This is a genomic window from Pseudomonas sp. TE3644 (assembly GCF_056278815.1).
Genome location: NZ_JBWBQF010000001.1, coordinates 4389568 through 4408879 on the forward strand (window position 1 = coordinate 4389568; position 19312 = coordinate 4408879).

Below are 19312 nucleotides of genomic sequence, written 5' to 3' on the forward strand. Positions count from 1 at the left end.
CTATCTTTTAGCCTCTACGCCGGTTGCAAGCGCGGCAGCCTGTTCAGGCTGGCATTTGGCCGTTCCAGCACCCTGGGTCAGGGATGATGCACCGCCTGCACGTTCATCAGGCCGGCCAGCGGCCAATCGCCTTCCAGCACCGCCAGGCTTGCGGTGTTCATGCCGCGCGGACTTTTCAGATGGCCGCTTTCCAGCAGGCCCACCAATGCGCCCACCAGCGGCTGGTGACTGACCAGCAACACGTTGTCCAGGCCAAGCTTGTCCAGGTGGCCGATAACGTCCTGCGGGTCGCTTTCAGGCGTCAGCCACGGCACGGTGACGATGGGCTGCGCCAGCCCCAACGCCTCGTGGACGATGCCGGCGGTCTGCTGGGCACGCACGTAGGGGCTCGCATACAGCGCAGCCACAGGCTGACCCAACAGGTGCGCAGCGCTGCGCAGTACTTCTTCGCGCCCGTGATCAGTCAGCTCGCGCAGGCTGTCGCGGGCCGCGTGGCCCTGGGCCTCGCCGTGGCGCAGAATCCATAGCTTCACAGCTTCGGTTCCTCGTCACGGGCCGGGTGCGGTGCTGGCGGCACGCTGTGCGGCGCCTCGCCCTCGGCAGCACGGGCGGCAGGCCAGTCGGCGAACGGCCAGGGCTTCTGCTCGGTGTGGAAGCTGCCGAAGCGGCCGATCTGCGCCATGAACTGGCTCAGGCTGTCACCGAAGTTCATCAGTGCCAGGTTGGGCGCGCCGTAGATCAGGCGATAGATCAGCTGGATCAACACCACGGCGCCCAGCAGCAGTTGCGCCACCTGCCACACCAGCACGTACAGCACCATCCACAGCACCCGCAGCAGGATCGATTCCTGGCTGGGCTTGAGGGGCGAATCACTCATGTCCTTTGCTCCTGCACAATCAGTTGAAACCACTGGTGGAAATGAAGTCGACGTCGGTCTTGGGCTCGGCGCGCATCAGCCGTTCGATGACCTGGGCCAGGGTACGCCCCTCGAACAGGATGGCGTGCAGCCCATCCACCAGCGGCATGTACACCTTGAGCTCCTGGGCCTTGGCCTTGAGCACCTTGAGCGTGTTGACACCCTCGGCCACCTCGCCCAGCCGGGTGACCGCATCTTCCAGGCTCAGGCCTTGGCCCAGGGCGAAACCCACCTGGTAGTTGCGGCTCTTGGGCGAGGAGCAGGTGACGATCAGGTCGCCTACCCCGGCCAGGCCCAGGAAGGTCATGGGGTTGGCACCCTGGCTGACGGCGAAGCGGGTCATCTCGGCCAGCGCACGAGTGATCAGCATGCTCTTGGTGTTCTCGCCCATGCCCAGTGCCACGGCCATGCCGGCGATGATTGCGTAGACGTTCTTCAGCGCCCCGCCCAGCTCCACGCCGAAACGGTCGGCGCTGGCGTAGACGCGGAACGTGGGGCCGTGCAATGCGGCCTGCACCTGCTCGCACAGGGCCTCGTCCTCGCTGGCCACCACGGTGGCGGTCAGGGCGTGCTCGGCCACCTCGCGAGCCAGGTTGGGCCCCGACAGCACGCCGATGCGCGCATCGGGGGCGATGTCGCTGAGGATCTCGCTCATCAGCTTGAACGTCTGGGCCTCAATGCCCTTGGTCAGGCTGACCAGCATGCGCCCGGCCAGCAACCCGGCATGGGGCGCCAGCACGCTGCGCAGCGCACTGGACGGCAAGGCCACGAAAATCAGCTGGCTGCCACTGAGGGTGGCGAGCAAGTCGGTGACCGGCTCGACGTTGCCATGAATCTTGATGCCTTTGAGGTAGCGCGGATTTTCGCGCTGGGTGCGGATTGCCTCGGCCTGCTCGGGGTCACGCATCCATTGGCGCACCGCATGGCCATTCTCGGCCAGCAGGTTGGCCACGGCGGTCCCGAAGCTTCCGCCCCCCAGCACTGCAACAGGCTGCTGTTCAGTCATATCCAATCCATCAAAACCAGAGAAAGTGGCAACGCCTGCATTATACGGAGCACACGCGCCGGGGCCAGTCCCGCGCACCAAAGCCTTGTGCCAAGACATGTGGATGGCGCATCCACGACTGGAAATGTAGCCGCAGCCGGTTAAAATGCCCGGCTATTTCAAGCCCCAAGGCCGCACCGTGCGAGATTGCACCCGATGAAATGGCGCCCGAGCTGGGACATCCATAGCCGCACCCAGGTCATTTGCCTGGGCCCTGCCCTGTTGCTGACGTTGCTGCTGACCGGCTTCTTCACCTTCGTGCGCATCCATGACCTGCGCGAGGAAATGACCCACACCGGTCAACTGATCGCCAACCAGCTGGCCCCGGCCGCCGAGTTCGGGGTGATCAGCCACAACACCACGGTGCTCGACAGCCTGCTGCGCGCCACCCTGGAAATTCCCCATGTGCGCTTCCTGGAAGTGCAGGACAGCAACGACCACGTGTTGCTGTACGTCGAGAAGCCCGGTGCACAGCTGGACCGCACCGTCAGGGTGCAGGTGTTCCAGGCCAGCATTCGCCTGCAACGTGCCGCCCTGGCGGCCGACCTGGACAATGGCGATTTCCTGCGCGTGGGCCAGCCCGACTGCGTGGGTCGGGTGATCGTGGGCATGTCCAACGACGCCTTCAACCAGCGCCAGCAGGAGATACTGCTCAAGGCCGCGGTGCTGGCGCTGTTTGCGTTGCTGTTCAGTTTTCTGCTGGCGCGCCGCCTGGCCCTGAGCCTGGCGCGCCCCATCAGTGAAATGGGGCTGGCGGTCAAGGCCATTCAGGAAGGTGACTTCAAGTCGCCCCTGCCAGTGGTCGACGACGCCGAACTGGGCAACCTGGCGCAGCACATCAACAACCTGGCCAAGGGCCTGGACAAGGCCGGCCGCGAGCAACAGCAAGCCATCGAACAACTGATCAACACCCGTGAACAGGCCGAGCGCGCCAACAGCGCCAAGTCCGACTTCCTGGCCATGATGAGCCATGAGCTGCGCACCCCCATGAACGGCGTGCTGGGCATGCTGCAACTGCTCGAAACCACCACCATGACCGATGAGCAGATCGAGTACGCCGCGCTGGCCACCCAGTCCACCGAACACTTGCTCAAGGTGATCAATGACATCCTCGACTTCTCGCGCATCGAACGCGCGGCCCTGGAGCTCGAGCACATCCCCTTCAACCTGGGCGAACTGGTGGCCAGTTGCGCCCAGGCGTTCCATCACAACGCCCAGAAGCGCGGCCTGGCCTTGACCGTCAACCTGCCGCAGGGCTTCGAGCAGTTGCAGGTCGAGGGCGATCCGACGCGCATACGCCAGATCCTGGTGAACCTGATCGGCAACGCCATCAAGTTCACCGAGGTCGGCAGCGTGCAACTCGACGCCCAGTGGCAGGTGCTGGACCACCAGCTGATCTGGCTGACCTGCACCGTGCGCGACACCGGCATCGGCATCAGCGCCGAGCGCCTGGAACACATGTTCGTGGCCTTCCAGCAGGCCGACAGCAGCATCTCGCGGCGCTACGGTGGCACCGGCCTGGGCCTGCCCATTGCCCGCACCCTGGCCGAGCGCATGGGCGGCACCTTGCTGGCAGAAAGCGAGGAAGGCCGCGGTTCGCTGTTTACCCTGGAAATCCCCCTGGCCCTGAGCCAGCGGGCCCATGCACCGCTGCGCGAGGCACGCCTGGGCGGCGATGCCCAAGGCCTTGGCAAGCGCGTGCTGCTGGTGGAAGACAACCCGGTCAACCAGACCGTAATCGAGGCCATGCTGCGCAGCCTGGGCTTTGTGGTGTGCGTGGTGGGCGACGGCGCCCAGGCCATCCACGAGATGGCCAACCAGCCGTTCGACGCGGTGCTGATGGACTGCCGACTGCCAATCGTCGACGGTTACGAAGCCACCCGGCGCATCCGCCAGATGCCCGAGCACGGCCACGTGCCCATCATTGCCCTGACCGCCAATGCCCTGCTGGGCGATCGCGAAGCCTGCCTCAACGCGGGCATGAACGACTACCTGGCCAAACCCTTCAAACGCACCGATCTGGAGCAGGTATTGCAGCGCTGGCTGGCGTCCTAAATGCGCCGTCAGGGCAGCCGGGGCTGGCGCTAAATGCTAAAGTGCGGCAGTCTTAGACGTTATGTCAGGCAAAATGAACTGCCTGGATAAAAAATTTCAGTGCACAGGTGTACTTCTTTGTCCCTGACGCTGTGACTTTCACTACAACGCAATAGTCTATGGTTAGGCTGCCCTGCCAAAGGCGCATTCGCTTTGGCACGGCCGGGAGAATTTTGCCCCATTGCCACACGGGACTATTGAGGAGCTCGCATGACCAAACAACACGCCTTTACTCGGGAAGAACTACTGAGCTGCAGCCGCGGCGAGATGTTCGGCCCAGGTAACGCGCAATTGCCCGCCGGCAACATGCTGATGGTGGATCGCATTACCCATATCAGCAACGAAGGCGGCAAGTACGGCAAAGGTGAATTGGTCGCCGAGCTGGATATCAACCCGGACCTGTGGTTCTTCGCCTGCCATTTCGAAGGTGATCCGGTGATGCCTGGCTGCCTGGGCCTTGACGCCATGTGGCAACTGGTCGGCTTCTTCCTGGGCTGGCAGGGTCTGCCGGGCCGCGGCCGCGCACTGGGTTCGGGCGAAGTGAAATTCTTCGGCCAGGTGCTGCCAACCGCCAGCAAGGTCACGTACAACATTCAGATCAAGCGCGTCCTCAAGGGCAAGCTGAACCTGGCCATCGCCGACGGTTCTGTCAGCGTTGACGGCAAAGAGATCTACACCGCCGAAGGCCTTCGTGTCGGCGTGTTCACATCCACCGAAAATTTCTAAGGGTTATCCGCATGCGCCGCGTCGTTATCACTGGTCTGGGCATTGTTTCCTGCTTGGGCAATGACAAAGACACCGTCACCGCAAACCTGCGTGCAAGCCGCCCTGGCATCCGCTTCAACCCGGAATATGCCGAAATGGGTCTGCGCAGCCAGGTTTCCGGCTCCATCGACCTCAACCTCGAAGAACTGATCGACCGCAAGGTGTTTCGTTTCGTGGGTCACGCCGCTGCCTACGCCTACCTGGCCATGGCTGACGCGATCAAGGATTCGGGCCTGACCGACGAGATGGTCTCCAACCCGCGTACCGGCCTGATCGCCGGCTCCGGCGGCGCGTCGACCCTCAACCAGATGGAAGCGCTGGACATCCTGCGCGAAAAAGGCGTGAAGCGCGTTGGTCCATACCGCGTAACCCGCACCATGAGCAGCACGGTTTCCGCCTGCCTGGCCACGCCTTTCAAAATCAAGGGCCTGAACTACTCCATCGCTTCTGCCTGCGCCACCAGTGCCCACTGCATCGGTACCGCGCTGGAGCAGATCCAGATGGGCAAGCAGGACATCGTCTTCGCCGGTGGCGGTGAAGAAGAGCACTGGAGCCAGTCGTTCCTGTTCGACGCCATGGGCGCCCTGTCCAGCAAGCGCAACGACACCCCTGAAAAGGCCTCGCGCGCCTACGACAACGACCGTGATGGCTTCGTCATCGCCGGCGGTGGCGGCATGGTGGTGGTCGAGGAGCTGGAGCACGCCCTGGCCCGTGGCGCCAAGATCTACGCGGAAATCGTCGGTTACGGCGCCACTTCCGACGGCTACGACATGGTTGCCCCGAGCGGCGAAGGTGCCATCCGCTGCATGCAGCAGGCACTGTCCACCGTTGACACCCCGATCGACTACCTGAACACCCACGGCACCTCGACTCCGGTCGGCGACGTCGCGGAAATGAAAGGTGTGCGTGAAGTGTTCGGCGACAAGGCACCGGCCATCAGCTCCACCAAGAGCCTGTCGGGTCACTCCCTGGGCGCCGCTGGCGTTCACGAAGCGATCTACTGCATGCTGATGATGGAAGGCAACTTCATTGCCGGTTCCGCCAACATCGACGAACTGGACCCAGCCGTTGCCGACATGCCAGTACTGCGCCAAACGCAGGAAAACGCCAAGATCGACACCGTGATGAGCAACAGCTTCGGTTTCGGTGGCACCAACGCCACGCTGGTGCTCAAGCGCTGGCAGGGCAAGTAAGGGCTCATTCCCTTGCTGAAAAAAACGGCACCTTCGGGTGCCGTTTTTTTTGGCCTGCATCATCGCGCCCCGTGGGAGCGGGTTCTACCCGCGAAAGCCACACCGCGCAGTCACGAAAAAACCGCGGCGCTCTTTTCGCGGGTAGAACCCGCTCCCACATAATTCGTTGCCCCCAGCACAAACGTACCAGCATGTCCGGGCGACAAGGTCTACAGTTGGGCGATCATGCACAAGGACCGCCCCATGCCCATCACGCTCAACACCGAATCCGCCGACAGCTTCCGCCACAGCCTGCAGATCGACGACCACGCCCTGTTTACCGACCTGCCCAAAGCCTTGGGTGGCGACGATTCAGCGCCCTCCCCTCACGATTATTTCGACGCCGCCCTGGGCGCCTGCAAGGCCCTGACGCTGAAATACTACGCGCAGAAAAAAGGCATCCCGCTGACCGGCGTGTCGGTGGACGTGCAACGCGATGACAGCCAGGAGCAGAAAGGCCAGTATGGGATCAACGTAGTGCTGACCCTCAAGGGCGTGCTCACCGCCGAGCAACGCGCCGAACTGCACCGCGTGGCCGACCGCTGCCCCGTGCACAAGCTGATGACCAGCACCGAGATTTCCATCACCACCACCCTGGCCGAAGGCGCCTTCAGCCAGTAACGGAGCCTGTCATGCCGCACCTGGTGATTCGCCCACCCGCCGAAGATCTCGAAGGCCAACCGATCCTGCGGCCACTGCCATCGCGGCAATGCCGAGCGGTAGGCCCATTCGTGTTTTTCGATCACATGCTCGCCACCACCTACGCCCCGGGCGAGGGCGTGAATATTCGCCAACACCCGCACATCGGCCTGTCGACCCTGACCTACCTGTTCGAAGGCGAACTGCTGCACAAGGACAGCCTGGGCAGCGACCAGCGCGTGGCGCCCGGAGAGGTCAGCTGGATGACCGCCGGCAAGGCCATTGCCCATGTCGAGCGCACACCCGAGGATCTGCGCGCCCGCGGATCACGCCTGCATGGCCTGCAGATATGGCTGGCATCGCCTGTGAGCCACGAGCAGGGCGAGAGCCACTACAGCCATCACTTTGCACGCGATCTGCCCGTGAGCGACGCCCTGGGCGTCCGCATTCGCCTGATCGCCGGCGAGGGCTTCTGCCTGGTCGCACCGGTACCGGTGCTTTCTCCCACGCTGTACGCCGACGTGCACATGGTGGCAGGCAGCACGCTGCTGATTCCTGACGAGCATCAGGAACGGGCGGTGTATGTGCTGGAGGGCGAGGTGCAACTGGAGGACGAGGCGGTACAGCCGTTGACGCTGCTGGTGCTTGAACCCGGTGAGACACCGACGCTGGTGGCGCAGACCGATTGCCACCTGGTGCTGATCGGTGGCGCGCCCCTGGATGGGCCACGGCGGATGAACTGGAACTTCGTTGCCAGCGACGTGGTGCTGATCGACCAGGCGCGGGCGAAATGGGCCGCGGGGGATTGGCCAACGGTGCCGGGCGAATCCGAGCGGATCGAATTGCCCTGACCTGCACCATCGCGTAGCCGCTGCCGAAGGCTGCGCTGGCCCTTGTGAACACTGGATATCTCCAGTGAGGCGTAGGGCCAGCGCAGCCTGGCGGCAGCGGCTACAGGGCTTAGACCGCTGGCTTGAACACTTCTTGCAGCAGGTTGTGCATGGCGGTGAAGGCACGATCAGCCACCACCTTGTTGTACATCTGCACGCCCGGGTTGTTGGCTTCCACGTCGGTGAACGAGTGGTACGCGCCGCCGTAGCTGGTCAGCTGCCAATCCACACCGGCTGCGTTCATTTCTTCTTCGAACGCCGGCAGTTGCTCCTTCGGCACCAATGGGTCGCTGGCACCGTGCAGCACCAGTACCTTGCCGACAATGTTCTTGCCATCGGCCGGGTTCGGGGTGTCCAGGGTACCGTGGAACGACACGGCGGCTTTCAGTGGCGCGCCGGTGCGGGCCAGTTCCAGGGCATTGCTGCCACCGAAGCAGAAACCGAACACCGCCAGTTGATCATTGTCCACCGCCGCAACGGTTTGCGCCTGCAACTGCTCGAGCGCCGCCAACATGCGCTTGCGCACTTCAGCACGGTCGTTCTTGAGAGGCAACATGGCCGCCAGGCACTCCTCGTTACCCTTCGGGCGCAGGGCCTGGCCATACACGTCGGCCAGCAGCACCACATAACCTTGGGCCGCGACGGACTGAGCAATACGCTCGGCGCCCTCGCTCACGCCCACCCAGTTAGGCGCCATCACCAGGCCTGGACGTGGGGAAACCACAGCGGCGTCGTACACCAGACGGCTTTCATAAGGCTTGCCATCGATCTGATAGACAACGGATTGAACGGTAACAGTCATGACATTTCCCCAATACAAAGAGAGTAGGACTTAAACGCAAAAACCCGCCGAAGCGGGTTTTTGCTGCAACAGTTTAAACGGACAGTTCGACCAGCAGCTTGTTCAGGCGGCGCACGTAGGCGGCCGGGTCCTTCAGGCTGTCACCGGCAGCCAGGGCTGCCTGATCGAAGAGGATGTGCGAGAAGTCGGCGAAACGGTCTTCGCTCTGCTCGTGATCCAGCTTCTCGATCAGTGGATGGCTTGGGTTGAACTCGAAGATTGGCTTGGAATCCGGCACCTTCTGGCCGCTGGCTTCCAGGATCTGGCGCATTTGCAGGCCCAGGTCCTGCTCACCGATGGCCAGAATGGCCGGCGAGTCGGTCAGGCGGTGCGACACGCGCACTTCGCTGACGCTGTCGCCCAGCGCGGTTTTCAGGCGCTCGATCAGGCCTTCCTTGTCCTTGGCCACTTCTTCCTGGGCTTTCTTGTCTTCTTCCGAATCCAGCTTGCCCAGGTCCAGGTCGCCACGGGCCACGTCAACGAAGCCCTTGCCGTCGAAGTCGGTCAGGTAGCTCATCAGCCACTCGTCGATGCGATCGGTCAGCAGCAGCACTTCGATGCCTTTCTTGCGGAAGACTTCCAGGTGCGGGCTGTTCTTGACCTGCGCGTAGCTTTCGCCGGTGAGGAAGTAGACCTTGTCCTGACCTTCCTTGGCGCGGGCCAGGTAGTCGGCCAGGGACACGCTTTGCTCGCCGCTGTCGTCGTGGGTGGACGCGAAGCGCAGCAGGCCGGCGATCTTTTCCTTGTTGGCGAAGTCTTCCGCCGGGCCTTCCTTGATGACCTGGCCGAAGTTTTTCCAGAAGCCCTTGTACTGCTCAGGCTCGTTCTTGGCCAACTTCTCCAGCATGTCCAGCACGCGCTTGGTCAGAGCGGTCTTCATGGAGTCGATGATCGGGTCTTTCTGCAGGATTTCCCGCGACACGTTCAGCGACAGGTCGTTGGAATCGACCACACCCTTGATGAAGCGCAGGTACAGGGGCAGGAACGATTCGGCCTGGTCCATCACGAACACGCGCTGCACGTACAGCTTCAGGCCGCGTGGCGCTTCACGCTGGTACAGATCGAACGGTGCGCGGGCCGGCACGTACAGCAGCGAGTTGTACTCCAGCTTGCCTTCAACCTTGTTGTGGCTCCAGCTCAGCGGGTTCTCGTGATCGTGGGCAATGTGCTTGTAGAACTCCTGGTATTCCTCGTCCTTCACCTCGGTGCGCGGACGGGTCCACAGGGCGCTGGCGCGGTTGACGGTTTCCCATTCGGCGGCAGGCTGCTCTTCACCCTCGGCAGCGGCCTGTTCTTTAGGCAGCTCGATCGGCAGGGCGATGTGGTCGGAGTACTTCTTGATGATGTTGCGCAGGCGCCAGCCATCGGCGAACTCGGATTCGGCCGCCTTGAGGTGCAGCACGATGCGGGTGCCGCGCTCGGCCTTGTCGATGGTCGCGACTTCGAACTCGCCTTCGCCCTTGGACGACCAGTGCACACCTTCGCTGGCGGCAGTGCCGGCGCGACGGCTGTACACGTCAACCTGGTCGGCAACGATGAACGCGGAGTAGAAGCCCACGCCGAACTGGCCAATCAGGTGCGAGTCTTTCTTCTGATCACCGGTCAGGTTTTTCATGAAGTCAGCGGTGCCGGACTTGGCGATGGTACCCAGGTGGGTGATCACGTCGTCACGGTTCATGCCGATGCCGTTGTCTTCGAGGGTGACGGTGTTGGCCGCCTTGTCGAAGCTGACACGGATTTTCAGCTCGGCGCCGCCTTCCAGCAGGTCGGGCTTGGACAGCGCTTCAAAGCGCAGCTTGTCGACAGCGTCGGATGCGTTGGAGATCAATTCGCGAAGGAAAATTTCCTTGTTGGAATACAGCGAATGGATCATGAGGTGCAGCAGTTGCTTCACCTCGGTCTGGAAGCCCAGGGTTTCTTTTTGAGTTTCCACACTCATGGTCATCAAACTCCAATCAGATGGCACAGGCCGCGGGCTCAAGCGCATTTGCGGCGGGATGACAACGAGATGGGGGCACCCGGAATGATTTCAAGGGGCAGGGCTTTCATCAATCTTGAAATGCGCCCTGGCGGTGGCGATTGGCTCGTGCGGATCGGCCTGCCAGGCCGTGATCGCCACGTTGGTCACCCGCCGCCCCTGGCGCCACAATTGGCAGCGGGCGAAGGTGTCGCGGTACAGCCCGGCACGCAGGTAATCAATGGAGAAATCGATGATTTTCGGCACCTGGCCGGTTTCGGTGAACAGGATCAGTTGCAGCGCCGCCGCCAGCTCCATGAAGCCTGCGATGACGCCACCATGGATCGCTGGTAACAAAGGGTTACCAATGTTTCCGCGATTGGCCGGCAGAATGAACAGCACGCCCTCTTCCTCCCGCCGGCACTGGATACCGATCAGCGTGGCGTAGGGGATCAACGCCAACAGCGGCGCGTAATCATTATCGGCATGGGCCACCCGCAGCCGCTCGCGCAGGGCCTGATCGATCATGGCTGGCCTCCCAGCGCACCGGCGAAGGCCGCACTGCCCTTGACGGCCTTGCCCAGGCGCATGAACGTGCCCACCACCTGGGCGATGGGCTGCTGGGCGCTGTCCTGATAGGCATAGCCACGGGTAAAGATCACGTCACGCGTTACCCGGTAGCACTGGGCGTAGCCATAGATGGCCTTGTGCGCCTGGGCCGGGTGGATGTAGTCGATGCGCAAGTCCAGCGTGGGGCACACTTCGAACTGCGGCAACACGCACAAGGTTGCGATGCCACAGGTGGTATCCATCAGCGTCGTGACCGCCCCGCCATGTATCACGCCCGTTTGCGGGTTGCCGACAATGGCGGGGGAATAAGGCAACACCAGGGTCACGCCCTGGTGGTCGATGGCATGAACACTCAGGCCGATGATCTGGCAATGCGGCAAGGCACTGATAAACCGACGGGCTTGTTGTAACAACGGCGTTTCGGTCATGGGAACAAGGCCTTGATTATTATTTTTCGGATCAGCACACCGCGAACAAAAAGTCTATATGGATCCAACACTTATATATCGTGCACAACCATGGAACTTAAGTTGTGAGTCCGTGCTCGAAGGGGTAGATATCTTCAATAAGGAGAAACACCCCATGCGTAAAACTTTAGCTTATGCCCTGATGCTGGCCGCTTCCCTGGGCCTCGCTGCCTGCGACAAGAAATCCGAGGACAAAGCCCAGGATGCGCAGCAACACGCCGAACAGGCGCAACAGAAGATGGACGACGCTCAGGATAAAATGAACGACGCCGCTAAAGAAAACGCCGAAGCTGCCAAATCCAACGCCGAAGCCAACCAGGAACGTGCGAAAGAGAACACCGACGGCGCTTCCAACGTGCAAACTCCAGCACCTCAGGCGACTACCCCGAGCGAACCTGCCAAGAACTGATTGGCGGTTGACGCACAAGAAAAAGCCCGGCCAATTGCCGGGCTTTTTTGTGTGCGTCAAATAAACGCTATTGAATAGTCGACAATACCCAATAGCGATACACCGGCGTCAGCATCAACAACAGCGAACATGCCAGCCCCACTACCCACACCAATGAACGCAACGATGCCTTGTCGTTCAGGTACAGGTACAGATAAATCACCCGCGCAATAATAAACACGATGGCCAGCAGGTCCACGAACCAGCCCTGGGTCTGAGTGGTATGGGCCATCAACACGCCTACCGCGAACAGAATAAACGCCTCGAAACTGTTCTGATGGGCCGCCAGCGACCGCGCCCCGATACCCGTAAGACGGGCCTGCTGGACGCGGGGATTATGATTGTCGTAGCCACCCTGCTCTTTCATCGCCTTGGTCACGGGGATGCGGGCGATGTAAATCAGCAGCGCGGCGATGAAAATGCACCAGAACGGGATGCTCATGGGGGCTTACTCCATAGAATTGACTACACGGGGTATAGCACGGCAGGCGAACCACACCACTGTGGGACCGGGCGAAGCTCGGGAAGGGAGCACCTCGGTTGACCTTCCGGGCCTCTTCCCGAGCTTCGCCCGGTCCCACAACAGAGGGAGAATGTGGCGCGCATAAAAAATGCCCTGCATCCGTCGATGCAGGGCATTTCGATGTGCCGTGGCGGCTTGTGGCCGCCAGCAAGCAGTGACGCGTCAGGCGACGGCTTCGCTAGCCTTGCCCGCCAGGCGGTCGTAAGCCACGGCAGCCACCAGGGTGACCACCGATGGCACCAGCCACGCCAGGCCCTGATCGCTCAGCGGCAGGTTGGCCAGCGCAGATGGCAGTTGCTCAGTGAAGCCAGCACCCTTCAGGGCATCAACCAAACCAAACACCAGCGAAACCCCCATCACCGGCGCAAACACGCGAGTCGGCGAGCGGAAGAACTCTTTGCAGAAGCTCAGCGCCACCAGGGCGATGCACGGCGGGTAGATGGCCGTCAGCACCGGGATCGAGAAGGCAATCAGCTTGGTCAGGCCCAGGTTGGACACCAGCAGCGAGAAGCCGGCCAGCATGACAACCAAAGTCTTGTACGACAGCGGCAGGCACTTGCTGAAGTACTCGGCGCAGGCACAGGTCAGGCCCACGGCCGTCACCAGGCACGCCAGCGAGATCAGCACGGCCAGGAAACCGCTGCCCAGGGAGCCGAAGGTGTGCTGCACGTAGGCATGCAACACCATGGCGCCATTGGTGGCGTCGGCGGCGATGATGTGGCTGCCTTCACCCAGGCGGAACAGGCTGACGTACACCAGCGCCAGGCCGACACCGGCGATCAGGCCGGCGATGATGGCGTAGCGCGTGATCAGCTTCGGCGACTCCACGCCGCGCGAGCGGATGGCGTTGACGATGACGATGCCGAATACCAGGGCACCCAGGGTGTCCATGGTCAGGTAGCCGTTGATGAAACCATTGGAGAACGGCGCGGCCTGGTAGGCCGGTTGCGCGTCACCCACGGGGCCGGCGGGCAGCATGAACGCGGCAATGCCGAGCGCGGCCAGGGCGATGATCTTCAACGGTGCCAGGAAGCGGCCCACGGTGTCTAGCAGCTTGCCGGGGTACATCGACACCGCCAGTACGACGATGAAGTACACCAGGCTGTAGCAGAACAGCGCAGCCGGGCTGTCGCCGGTCAGCGGCGCCAGGCCCACTTCGAACGACACGGTGGCCGTGCGCGGGGTGGCGAACAGCGGGCCTACGGCCAGGTAGCTGACAGCCGCCAGCAAACCGCCGGCAACCTTGCCGATCGGGCTGCTGAGCGCGTCCATGCCACCGCCGACCTTGGCCAGGGCGACAACGGTCACCACCGGCAGACCCACTGCGGTGATGAGGAAGCCGAAGGCGGCCATCCACGCGTGCGGGCCTGCCTGCAGGCCGACGATCGGCGGGAAGATGATGTTGCCAGCGCCAACGAACAACGCGAACGTCATGAAACCAAGTGCCAGGATGTCCTGGCCTTTCAACACTTTCATTAAGGAATCCACACTACTGAATCGGAATTTAGAGAGGGATTTCCCCCTGGGTCAGGGAAATGCGGCCAGGCTGGATAAGCCAGGCCCTTGCAGCGTGCGAACACCCCTTTTGGGGGCACATCGCAAAGATGGCGGGTAGCGTATCGGATTCGGGCGATAAACGCACTGTTATTGCACGTACCGTCCGATGAACGCGCGGTAATGTCGCACGGCAGACATTTTTTGCCGATTTCAGAAGGCGAAACGATTCACCTGACCGCACTGACGCTATCGCGCCCAAGGCCGGCTCCTACACAGATGGTGTAGGAGCCGGCCTTGGCCGCGATGCAGGCAACGCGGTGTCTGCGTGGATCGCCAGAAACGACAAAGGCCACCCGAAGGTGGCCTTTGTTGGCTCAGCTAATCAGAAAAGGCTCAGGCCTTTTTGATTTCCCAGCCAGTCAGCTCGGCCAGGGCCTTGCCGATGTCAGCCAGCGAACGCACGGTTTTCACACCGGCGTCTTGCAGGGCTGCGAACTTCTCGTCTGCAGTGCCCTTGCCGCCGGAGATGATTGCGCCTGCGTGGCCCATGCGCTTGCCTGGAGGGGCAGTCACACCAGCGATGTAGGACACGACCGGCTTGGTCACGTTGGCCTTGATGTAGGCAGCCGCTTCTTCTTCAGCCGAACCGCCGATCTCGCCGATCATCACGATCGCCTCGGTCTTCGGGTCTTCCTGGAACAGCTTCAGGATGTCGATGAAGTTGGAGCCCGGGATCGGGTCACCGCCGATGCCGACGCAGGTCGACTGGCCGAAGCCGGCGTCGGTGGTCTGCTTCACGGCTTCGTAGGTCAGGGTGCCGGAACGCGACACGATGCCTACCTTGCCTGGCAAGTGGATGTGACCTGGCATGATGCCGATCTTGCACTCGCCCGGAGTGATGACGCCTGGGCAGTTCGGGCCGATCAGGGTAACACCCAGCTCGTCGCACTTGACCTTGGCATCCAGCATGTCCAGGGTAGGAATGCCTTCGGTGATGCAGATGATCAGCTTGATGCCGCCGAACGCCGCTTCAAGGATGGAATCCTTGCAGAACGGAGCCGGAACGTAGATCACGCTGGCAGTAGCGCCGGTGGCTTTGACAGCCTCGGCAACGGTGTTGAACACCGGCAGGTCCAGGTGAGTGGTACCGCCTTTGCCCGGGGTCACGCCGCCAACCATCTTGGTGCCATAGGCGATGGCTTGTTCGGAGTGGAAAGTACCCTGCGAGCCGGTGAAGCCCTGGCAGATGACTTTGGTATCTTTATTGATCAGGACGCTCATTACTTGCCCTCCGCAGCTTTAACGACTTGTTGAGCAGCGTCGGTCAGGCTGGTGGCAGCGATGATGTTCAGACCGCTTTCTGCCAGTACTTTGGCGCCCAGGTCAGCGTTGTTGCCTTCAAGGCGAACAACAACCGGGATTTTCACGCCGACTTCTTTCACGGCGCCAATGATGCCTTCGGCAATCATGTCGCAGCGAACGATGCCGCCGAAGATGTTGACCAGTACTGCGGCGACGTTGGAGTCGGACAGGATGATCTTGAACGCTTCGGTCACGCGCTCTTTGGTAGCGCCGCCGCCCACGTCCAGGAAGTTGGCAGGCTTGCCGCCGTGCAGGTTGACGATGTCCATGGTACCCATGGCCAGGCCGGCACCGTTGACCATGCAGCCGATGTTGCCTTCCAGTGCCACGTAGTTCAGTTCGAACTTGGCAGCGTGAGCTTCACGGGCGTCATCTTGCGACGGGTCATGGAACGTCTTCAGTTTTGGCTGACGGTACATGGCGTTGGCGTCGATGTTGATCTTGGCGTCCAGGCAATGCAGATCGCCGTCAGCCTTGATCACCAGCGGGTTGACTTCCAGCAGGGCCAGGTCGTGGTCCTGGAACAGCTTGGCCAGGCCAACGAAGATCTTGGCGAACTGGGCAACCTGCTTGCCTTCCAGACCCAGCTGGAACGCCAGGTCGCGACCCTGGAACGGCTGTGCGCCGACCAGTGGGTCGATGGTAGCTTTCAGAATCTTTTCAGGAGTGTCGTGAGCGATCTTCTCGATGTCGACGCCACCTTCGGTGGAGGCCATGAACACGATACGACGGCTGGAACGGTCAACCACTGCGCCCAGATACAGCTCTTTGGCGATATCGGTGCAGGATTCAACCAGGATCTTGGTAACAGGCTGGCCATTGGCATCAGTCTGGTAAGTCACCAGACGCTTGCCCAGCCACTGCTGTGCGAAGGCCTTGGCGTCTTCTTTGCTGCGAACCAGCTTGACGCCGCCCGCTTTACCGCGACCACCTGCGTGGACCTGAGCCTTGACGACCCATTCGGTCCCGCCGATTTTCTCGCAAGCTTCTGCTGCTGCTTCCGGGGTGTCTACCGCGTAACCCTTGGATACTGGCAGGCCGTATTCAGCGAACAGCTGCTTACCCTGATACTCGTGAAGATTCATGCTTATTACCGTCTTCGTTAGGTACTGCGCTTCGGCGCTGCGCTCTCTGTGGAGTGCCGCGCCACCTGTGACTGCTGCTCGCAGGCGTTCAAGGATGCGTGGTCCCTGTTGGCCTGCGGGGTGAGTCCGACGAACTTTCCGCGGTGAGTCGTGCACGCAAGACTCACGACGGGCGGGCCGTCGTGGTTTCTTATTGTTTCACTTAACGCTTTTTACGGTTGGCAATGTGAATGGCGCCGCCATTCACCGCCAGCGCTGCTTCATGCAGTGCTTCAGACAGAGTCGGGTGGGAGAAAACCATCATCCCCAGGTCTTCGGCGCTAGTGCCGAATTCCATGCCGATTGCGCCTTGCTGAACCAGTTCTGCTGCGCTTGGGCCGATTACATGCACACCCAGTACGCGGTCAGTCTTGGCATCAGCGATAACTTTTACAAAACCGCCGGTATCGTTTGCTGCCATGGCACGGCCACTGGCGGCGAACGGGAAGGTGCCCACGTTAACTTCAACGCCTTCAGCCTTCAAGGCCTGTTCGGTTTTACCGACCCATGCAATTTCCGGGTGGGTGTAGATAACCGACGGGATCAGGTCGTAGTTCATCTGGGTCTTGTGACCCTTGATGCGCTCAACCACCATGATGCCCTCTTCCGAGGCCTTGTGGGCCAGCATCATGCCACGTACCACGTCGCCGATGGCGTACACGCCAGGCACGCTGGTGGTGCAGTGATCGTCGACGAAAATGAAGCCGCGCTCGTCGATGTTCACGCCGCTGTCAGCCGCCAGCAGGTCGGTGGTCACAGGGCGACGGCCCACGGCCACGATCAGCTTGTCGAACGTGATGTTCTGTTCGCCGTTGGCGTCGGTGTAGGTCACCACGACTTCTTCGCCGTTTACCTTGGAACCGGTGACGCGAGCGCCCAGCTTGATGTCCAGACCTTGCTTGGTCAGGGTCTTGTAGGCTTCTTTCGAGACAGCAGCGTCGGCTGCGATCAGGAAGGTGTCCAGGGCTTCGAGCACGGTGACTTCAGCGCCCAGGCGCGACCATACCGAACCCAGCTCCAGACCGATCACGCCAGCGCCGATCACGCCCAGACGCTTCGGCACGGCCTGGAATTCCAGGGCGCCGGTGGAGTCGACGATGACATTGTTGTCGACCGGGGCCGGCGGAATGTCGATTGGGCGCGAGCCCGAAGCCAGAATGATGTTCTCGGCTTCGATGACTTCGGTGCTGCCGTCAGGCTTGGTGACTTCGACTTTCTTGCCAGCCAGCAGTTTGCCGTGGCCCTGGATCGAAGTGACGCCATTGGCCTTGAACAGGGTGGATACGCCGGAGGTCAGGCCTTTGACGATGTTGGCCTTGCGGCCGACCATCGCTGGCACGTCCATGGTCACGCCGCTGTGGCCGATACCGTGGATGGCGAAACCGTCCTGGGCTTCGTGGAATTTCCAGGAGCTGTCCAGCAGCGCCTTGGAAGGAATGCAGCCGACGTTCAGGCAGGTACCGCCCAGGGCCAGTTTGCCTTCCTTGTCGGTGTACTTCTCGATGCAGGCAGTCGAAAGACCAAGCTGTGCTGCCTTGATGGCGGCCACGTAGCCGCCAGGGCCCGCACCAATCACTACCACGTCGAATTTCTGAGTCATAAATAGCTTCCTATTAGCTTCAAGCTTCAAGCCGCAAGCTGCAGGCCAGAGCCCCGCCGCGGACGGCTTGAGGCTCGTAGCTTACAGCTTTCGGCTGCTTTGTCAGATGTCCAGCAGCAGACGCGCCGGATCTTCGAGCAGGTTCTTGATGGTCACCAGGAAGGTAACGGCTTCTTTACCGTCGATCAGGCGGTGGTCGTAGGACAGTGCCAGATACATCATCGGGCGGATCACGACTTGACCGTTGACGGCCATCGGACGCTGGAGAATGTTGTGCATGCCCAGGATAGCGGCCTGAGGCGGGTTGACGATCGGGGTCGACATCATCGAACCGAAGGTACCGCCGTTGGTGATGGTGAAGGTACCACCGGTCATTTCTTCCATCGACAGCTTGCCGTCGCGCGCCTTCTTGCCGAAGGTGGCGATGCCGCCTTCGATCTCGGCCAGGCTCATCAGCTCGGCGTTGCGCAGTACCGGCACCACCAGGCCACGGTCGCTGGACACGGCAACGCCGACGTCAGCGTAGCCGTGGTAAACGATGTCGGCGCCGTCGATCGAGGCGTTGACAGCCGGGAAGCGTTTCAGCGCTTCGGTGGCAGCCTTGACGAAGAACGACATGAAGCCCAGGCGCACGCCGTTGTGGGACTTCTCGAACAGATCCTTGTACTTCGAACGCAGGGCCATGACTTCGGTCATGTCGACTTCGTTGAAGGTGGTCAGCATGGCCATGTTCGACTGGGCTTCGACCAGACGCTCGGCAACCTTGGCACGCAGGCGGGTCATCGGCACGCGTTTTTCAACGCGATCACCGGCGGCCAGCACAGGGGCGGCAGCAGCGGCAGCGGCAGGCTTGGCAGCTGGCGCGGCGGCCGGTGCGGACTTCTTGGCTTCGATGGCGGCAACCACGTCTTCCTTGGTCACGCGGCCGTCCTTGCCAGTGCCCTTGATGCTGCTCAGGGCAATGCCGTTCTCTTCGGCCAGCTTGCGGGCAGCCGGAGCGCCGATGGCGTCTTCGTCGCCAGCGGCGGCAGCAGCAGGGGCAGCAGCAGCGGCAGGCGCGGCAGCTGGAGCGGCGGCAGCGGCGCCGCCTTCAACGATGGAGCCCAGTACTTCGTCGGACAGGACGGTTTCGCCCTCGCCCTTGACGATGGCGCCCAGTACGCCGTCAGCGGTGGCGAGTACTTCCAGCACTACTTTGTCGGTTTCGATGTCGACAATCAGCTCGTCGCGCTTGACGGCTTCGCCCGGTTGTTTGTGCCAGGTGGCAACGGTGCCATCGGCAACCGATTCCGGGAAAGTAGGGGCTTTGATCTCGATAGCCATTATCAGTGGTTCCTTAAAT

General features: G+C 61.7%; 19 protein-coding genes. 6 read left to right on the forward strand and 13 right to left on the reverse strand.

Annotated features, from left to right (window positions below; genetic code table 11):
- Positions 1-77: 77 nt before the first annotated feature.
- Genes sixA through ACZ9GA_RS19230 form a run of 3 tightly spaced genes read right to left on the reverse strand, consistent with a single transcriptional unit; the run spans position 78 to position 1922 of the window.
- Positions 78-533 (reverse strand): phosphohistidine phosphatase SixA, encoded by a 456-nt coding sequence (gene sixA / locus ACZ9GA_RS19220; protein WP_457361202.1) that lies wholly within the window; start codon positions 531-533, stop codon positions 78-80.
- Positions 530-877 carry a DUF4389 domain-containing protein gene (locus ACZ9GA_RS19225; RefSeq protein WP_455926106.1) on the reverse strand — a complete coding sequence of 116 codons (348 nt, stop codon included), beginning with the start codon at positions 875-877 and terminating at the stop codon, positions 530-532. Before ACZ9GA_RS19225 ends, sixA begins: the two co-directional genes overlap by 4 nt.
- A 19-nt stretch (positions 878-896) precedes the next feature.
- Positions 897-1922 carry an NAD(P)H-dependent glycerol-3-phosphate dehydrogenase gene (locus tag ACZ9GA_RS19230; RefSeq protein ID WP_457361201.1) on the reverse strand — a complete coding sequence of 342 codons (1026 nt, stop codon included), beginning with the start codon at positions 1920-1922 and terminating at the stop codon, positions 897-899.
- A 195-nt stretch (positions 1923-2117) separates the two neighbouring features.
- Here ACZ9GA_RS19230 and ACZ9GA_RS19235 point away from each other — a divergent pair, with 195 nt between their 5' ends.
- The 5 genes from ACZ9GA_RS19235 (at position 2118) to ACZ9GA_RS19255 (ending at position 7542) form a co-directional block, all read left to right on the forward strand.
- On the forward strand, positions 2118-4016 hold the full coding sequence (locus ACZ9GA_RS19235; protein ID WP_457361200.1) for a response regulator: 1899 nt from the start codon (positions 2118-2120) through the stop codon (positions 4014-4016).
- 249 nt (positions 4017-4265) lie between these two features.
- Positions 4266-4781, forward strand: a complete 516-nt coding sequence (fabA, locus tag ACZ9GA_RS19240; RefSeq protein WP_457361199.1) for a 3-hydroxyacyl-[acyl-carrier-protein] dehydratase FabA — start codon at positions 4266-4268, stop codon at positions 4779-4781.
- A gap of 11 nt (positions 4782-4792) precedes the next feature.
- The gene (gene fabB / locus ACZ9GA_RS19245; protein WP_457361198.1) at positions 4793-6013 is read left to right on the forward strand and encodes a beta-ketoacyl-ACP synthase I; all 1221 of its coding nucleotides are present in this window, start codon (positions 4793-4795) and stop codon (positions 6011-6013) included.
- 243 nt (positions 6014-6256) lie between these two features.
- Entirely contained in the window at positions 6257-6673 is a 417-nt protein-coding gene (locus tag ACZ9GA_RS19250) for an OsmC family protein (protein ID WP_457361197.1), read from the forward strand.
- Between the two features lie 11 nt (positions 6674-6684).
- Positions 6685-7542 carry a pirin family protein gene (locus tag ACZ9GA_RS19255; protein WP_457361196.1) on the forward strand — a complete coding sequence of 286 codons (858 nt, stop codon included), beginning with the start codon at positions 6685-6687 and terminating at the stop codon, positions 7540-7542.
- A 109-nt stretch (positions 7543-7651) separates the two neighbouring features.
- On the opposite strand, the gene ACZ9GA_RS19260 is transcribed toward ACZ9GA_RS19255, so the two are convergent.
- From ACZ9GA_RS19260 to ACZ9GA_RS19275, 4 genes are all read right to left on the reverse strand, one after another.
- Positions 7652-8383, reverse strand: a complete 732-nt coding sequence (locus ACZ9GA_RS19260; RefSeq protein ID WP_457361195.1) for a dienelactone hydrolase family protein — start codon at positions 8381-8383, stop codon at positions 7652-7654.
- 73 nt (positions 8384-8456) lie between these two features.
- The gene (gene htpG, locus ACZ9GA_RS19265) at positions 8457-10361 is read right to left on the reverse strand and encodes a molecular chaperone HtpG (protein WP_457361194.1); all 1905 of its coding nucleotides are present in this window, start codon (positions 10359-10361) and stop codon (positions 8457-8459) included.
- Between the two features lie 90 nt (positions 10362-10451).
- Positions 10452-10907: a PaaI family thioesterase gene (locus ACZ9GA_RS19270; protein WP_457361193.1), complete on the reverse strand. Its 456-nt coding sequence runs from the start codon at positions 10905-10907 to the stop codon at positions 10452-10454.
- Positions 10904-11377 (reverse strand): PaaI family thioesterase, encoded by a 474-nt coding sequence (locus ACZ9GA_RS19275; protein WP_457361192.1) that lies wholly within the window; start codon positions 11375-11377, stop codon positions 10904-10906. The genes ACZ9GA_RS19270 and ACZ9GA_RS19275 overlap by 4 nt, the downstream gene beginning before the upstream one ends.
- A gap of 154 nt (positions 11378-11531) precedes the next feature.
- On the opposite strand from ACZ9GA_RS19275, the gene ACZ9GA_RS19280 reads away from it, so the two are divergent.
- Entirely contained in the window at positions 11532-11825 is a 294-nt protein-coding gene (locus ACZ9GA_RS19280; RefSeq protein ID WP_455926117.1) for a hypothetical protein, read from the forward strand.
- Between the two features lie 67 nt (positions 11826-11892).
- Here ACZ9GA_RS19280 and ACZ9GA_RS19285 read toward each other — a convergent pair whose 3' ends face one another.
- The 6 genes from ACZ9GA_RS19285 to odhB form a co-directional block, all read right to left on the reverse strand.
- Positions 11893-12306, reverse strand: a complete 414-nt coding sequence (locus ACZ9GA_RS19285) for an MAPEG family protein (protein ID WP_457361191.1) — start codon at positions 12304-12306, stop codon at positions 11893-11895.
- Between the two features lie 243 nt (positions 12307-12549).
- Entirely contained in the window at positions 12550-13863 is a 1314-nt protein-coding gene (gene brnQ / locus ACZ9GA_RS19290; RefSeq protein WP_457361190.1) for a branched-chain amino acid transport system II carrier protein, read from the reverse strand.
- A 414-nt stretch (positions 13864-14277) separates the two neighbouring features.
- Positions 14278-15165 (reverse strand): succinate--CoA ligase subunit alpha, encoded by an 888-nt coding sequence (gene sucD, locus ACZ9GA_RS19295; RefSeq protein WP_027978530.1) that lies wholly within the window; start codon positions 15163-15165, stop codon positions 14278-14280.
- The gene (sucC, locus tag ACZ9GA_RS19300) at positions 15165-16331 is read right to left on the reverse strand and encodes an ADP-forming succinate--CoA ligase subunit beta (RefSeq protein ID WP_008372085.1); all 1167 of its coding nucleotides are present in this window, start codon (positions 16329-16331) and stop codon (positions 15165-15167) included. The genes sucD and sucC overlap by 1 nt, the downstream gene beginning before the upstream one ends.
- Before the next feature lie 202 nt (positions 16332-16533).
- Entirely contained in the window at positions 16534-17970 is a 1437-nt protein-coding gene (lpdA, locus tag ACZ9GA_RS19305; protein ID WP_457361189.1) for a dihydrolipoyl dehydrogenase, read from the reverse strand.
- A 102-nt stretch (positions 17971-18072) separates the two neighbouring features.
- Positions 18073-19293 (reverse strand): 2-oxoglutarate dehydrogenase complex dihydrolipoyllysine-residue succinyltransferase, encoded by a 1221-nt coding sequence (gene odhB / locus ACZ9GA_RS19310; protein ID WP_457361188.1) that lies wholly within the window; start codon positions 19291-19293, stop codon positions 18073-18075.
- Positions 19294-19312: the final 19 nt, after the last annotated feature.

Bases quoted from the DNA above. Each gene is read 5' to 3' on its own strand.
- ACZ9GA_RS19250 (WP_457361197.1), top strand. From the start codon at position 6,257: ATGCCCATCACGCTCAACACCGAATCCGCCGACAGCTTCCGCCACAGC.
- lpdA (WP_457361189.1), bottom strand. From the start codon at position 17,970: ATGACTCAGAAATTCGACGTGGTAGTGATTGGTGCGGGCCCTGGCGGC.
- odhB (WP_457361188.1), bottom strand. From the start codon at position 19,293: ATGGCTATCGAGATCAAAGCCCCTACTTTCCCGGAATCGGTTGCCGAT.
- ACZ9GA_RS19225 (WP_455926106.1), bottom strand. From the start codon at position 877: ATGAGTGATTCGCCCCTCAAGCCCAGCCAGGAATCGATCCTGCTGCGG.
- fabA (WP_457361199.1), top strand. From the start codon at position 4,266: ATGACCAAACAACACGCCTTTACTCGGGAAGAACTACTGAGCTGCAGC.
- fabB (WP_457361198.1), top strand. From the start codon at position 4,793: ATGCGCCGCGTCGTTATCACTGGTCTGGGCATTGTTTCCTGCTTGGGC.
- ACZ9GA_RS19255 (WP_457361196.1), top strand. From the start codon at position 6,685: ATGCCGCACCTGGTGATTCGCCCACCCGCCGAAGATCTCGAAGGCCAA.
- ACZ9GA_RS19235 (WP_457361200.1), top strand. From the start codon at position 2,118: ATGAAATGGCGCCCGAGCTGGGACATCCATAGCCGCACCCAGGTCATT.
- ACZ9GA_RS19260 (WP_457361195.1), bottom strand. From the start codon at position 8,383: ATGACTGTTACCGTTCAATCCGTTGTCTATCAGATCGATGGCAAGCCT.
- brnQ (WP_457361190.1), bottom strand. From the start codon at position 13,863: ATGAAAGTGTTGAAAGGCCAGGACATCCTGGCACTTGGTTTCATGACG.
- ACZ9GA_RS19280 (WP_455926117.1), top strand. From the start codon at position 11,532: ATGCGTAAAACTTTAGCTTATGCCCTGATGCTGGCCGCTTCCCTGGGC.
- sucD (WP_027978530.1), bottom strand. From the start codon at position 15,165: ATGAGCGTCCTGATCAATAAAGATACCAAAGTCATCTGCCAGGGCTTC.
- sucC (WP_008372085.1), bottom strand. From the start codon at position 16,331: ATGAATCTTCACGAGTATCAGGGTAAGCAGCTGTTCGCTGAATACGGC.
- ACZ9GA_RS19230 (WP_457361201.1), bottom strand. From the start codon at position 1,922: ATGACTGAACAGCAGCCTGTTGCAGTGCTGGGGGGCGGAAGCTTCGGG.
- ACZ9GA_RS19270 (WP_457361193.1), bottom strand. From the start codon at position 10,907: ATGATCGATCAGGCCCTGCGCGAGCGGCTGCGGGTGGCCCATGCCGAT.
- htpG (WP_457361194.1), bottom strand. From the start codon at position 10,361: ATGAGTGTGGAAACTCAAAAAGAAACCCTGGGCTTCCAGACCGAGGTG.
- ACZ9GA_RS19275 (WP_457361192.1), bottom strand. From the start codon at position 11,377: ATGACCGAAACGCCGTTGTTACAACAAGCCCGTCGGTTTATCAGTGCC.
- ACZ9GA_RS19285 (WP_457361191.1), bottom strand. From the start codon at position 12,306: ATGAGCATCCCGTTCTGGTGCATTTTCATCGCCGCGCTGCTGATTTAC.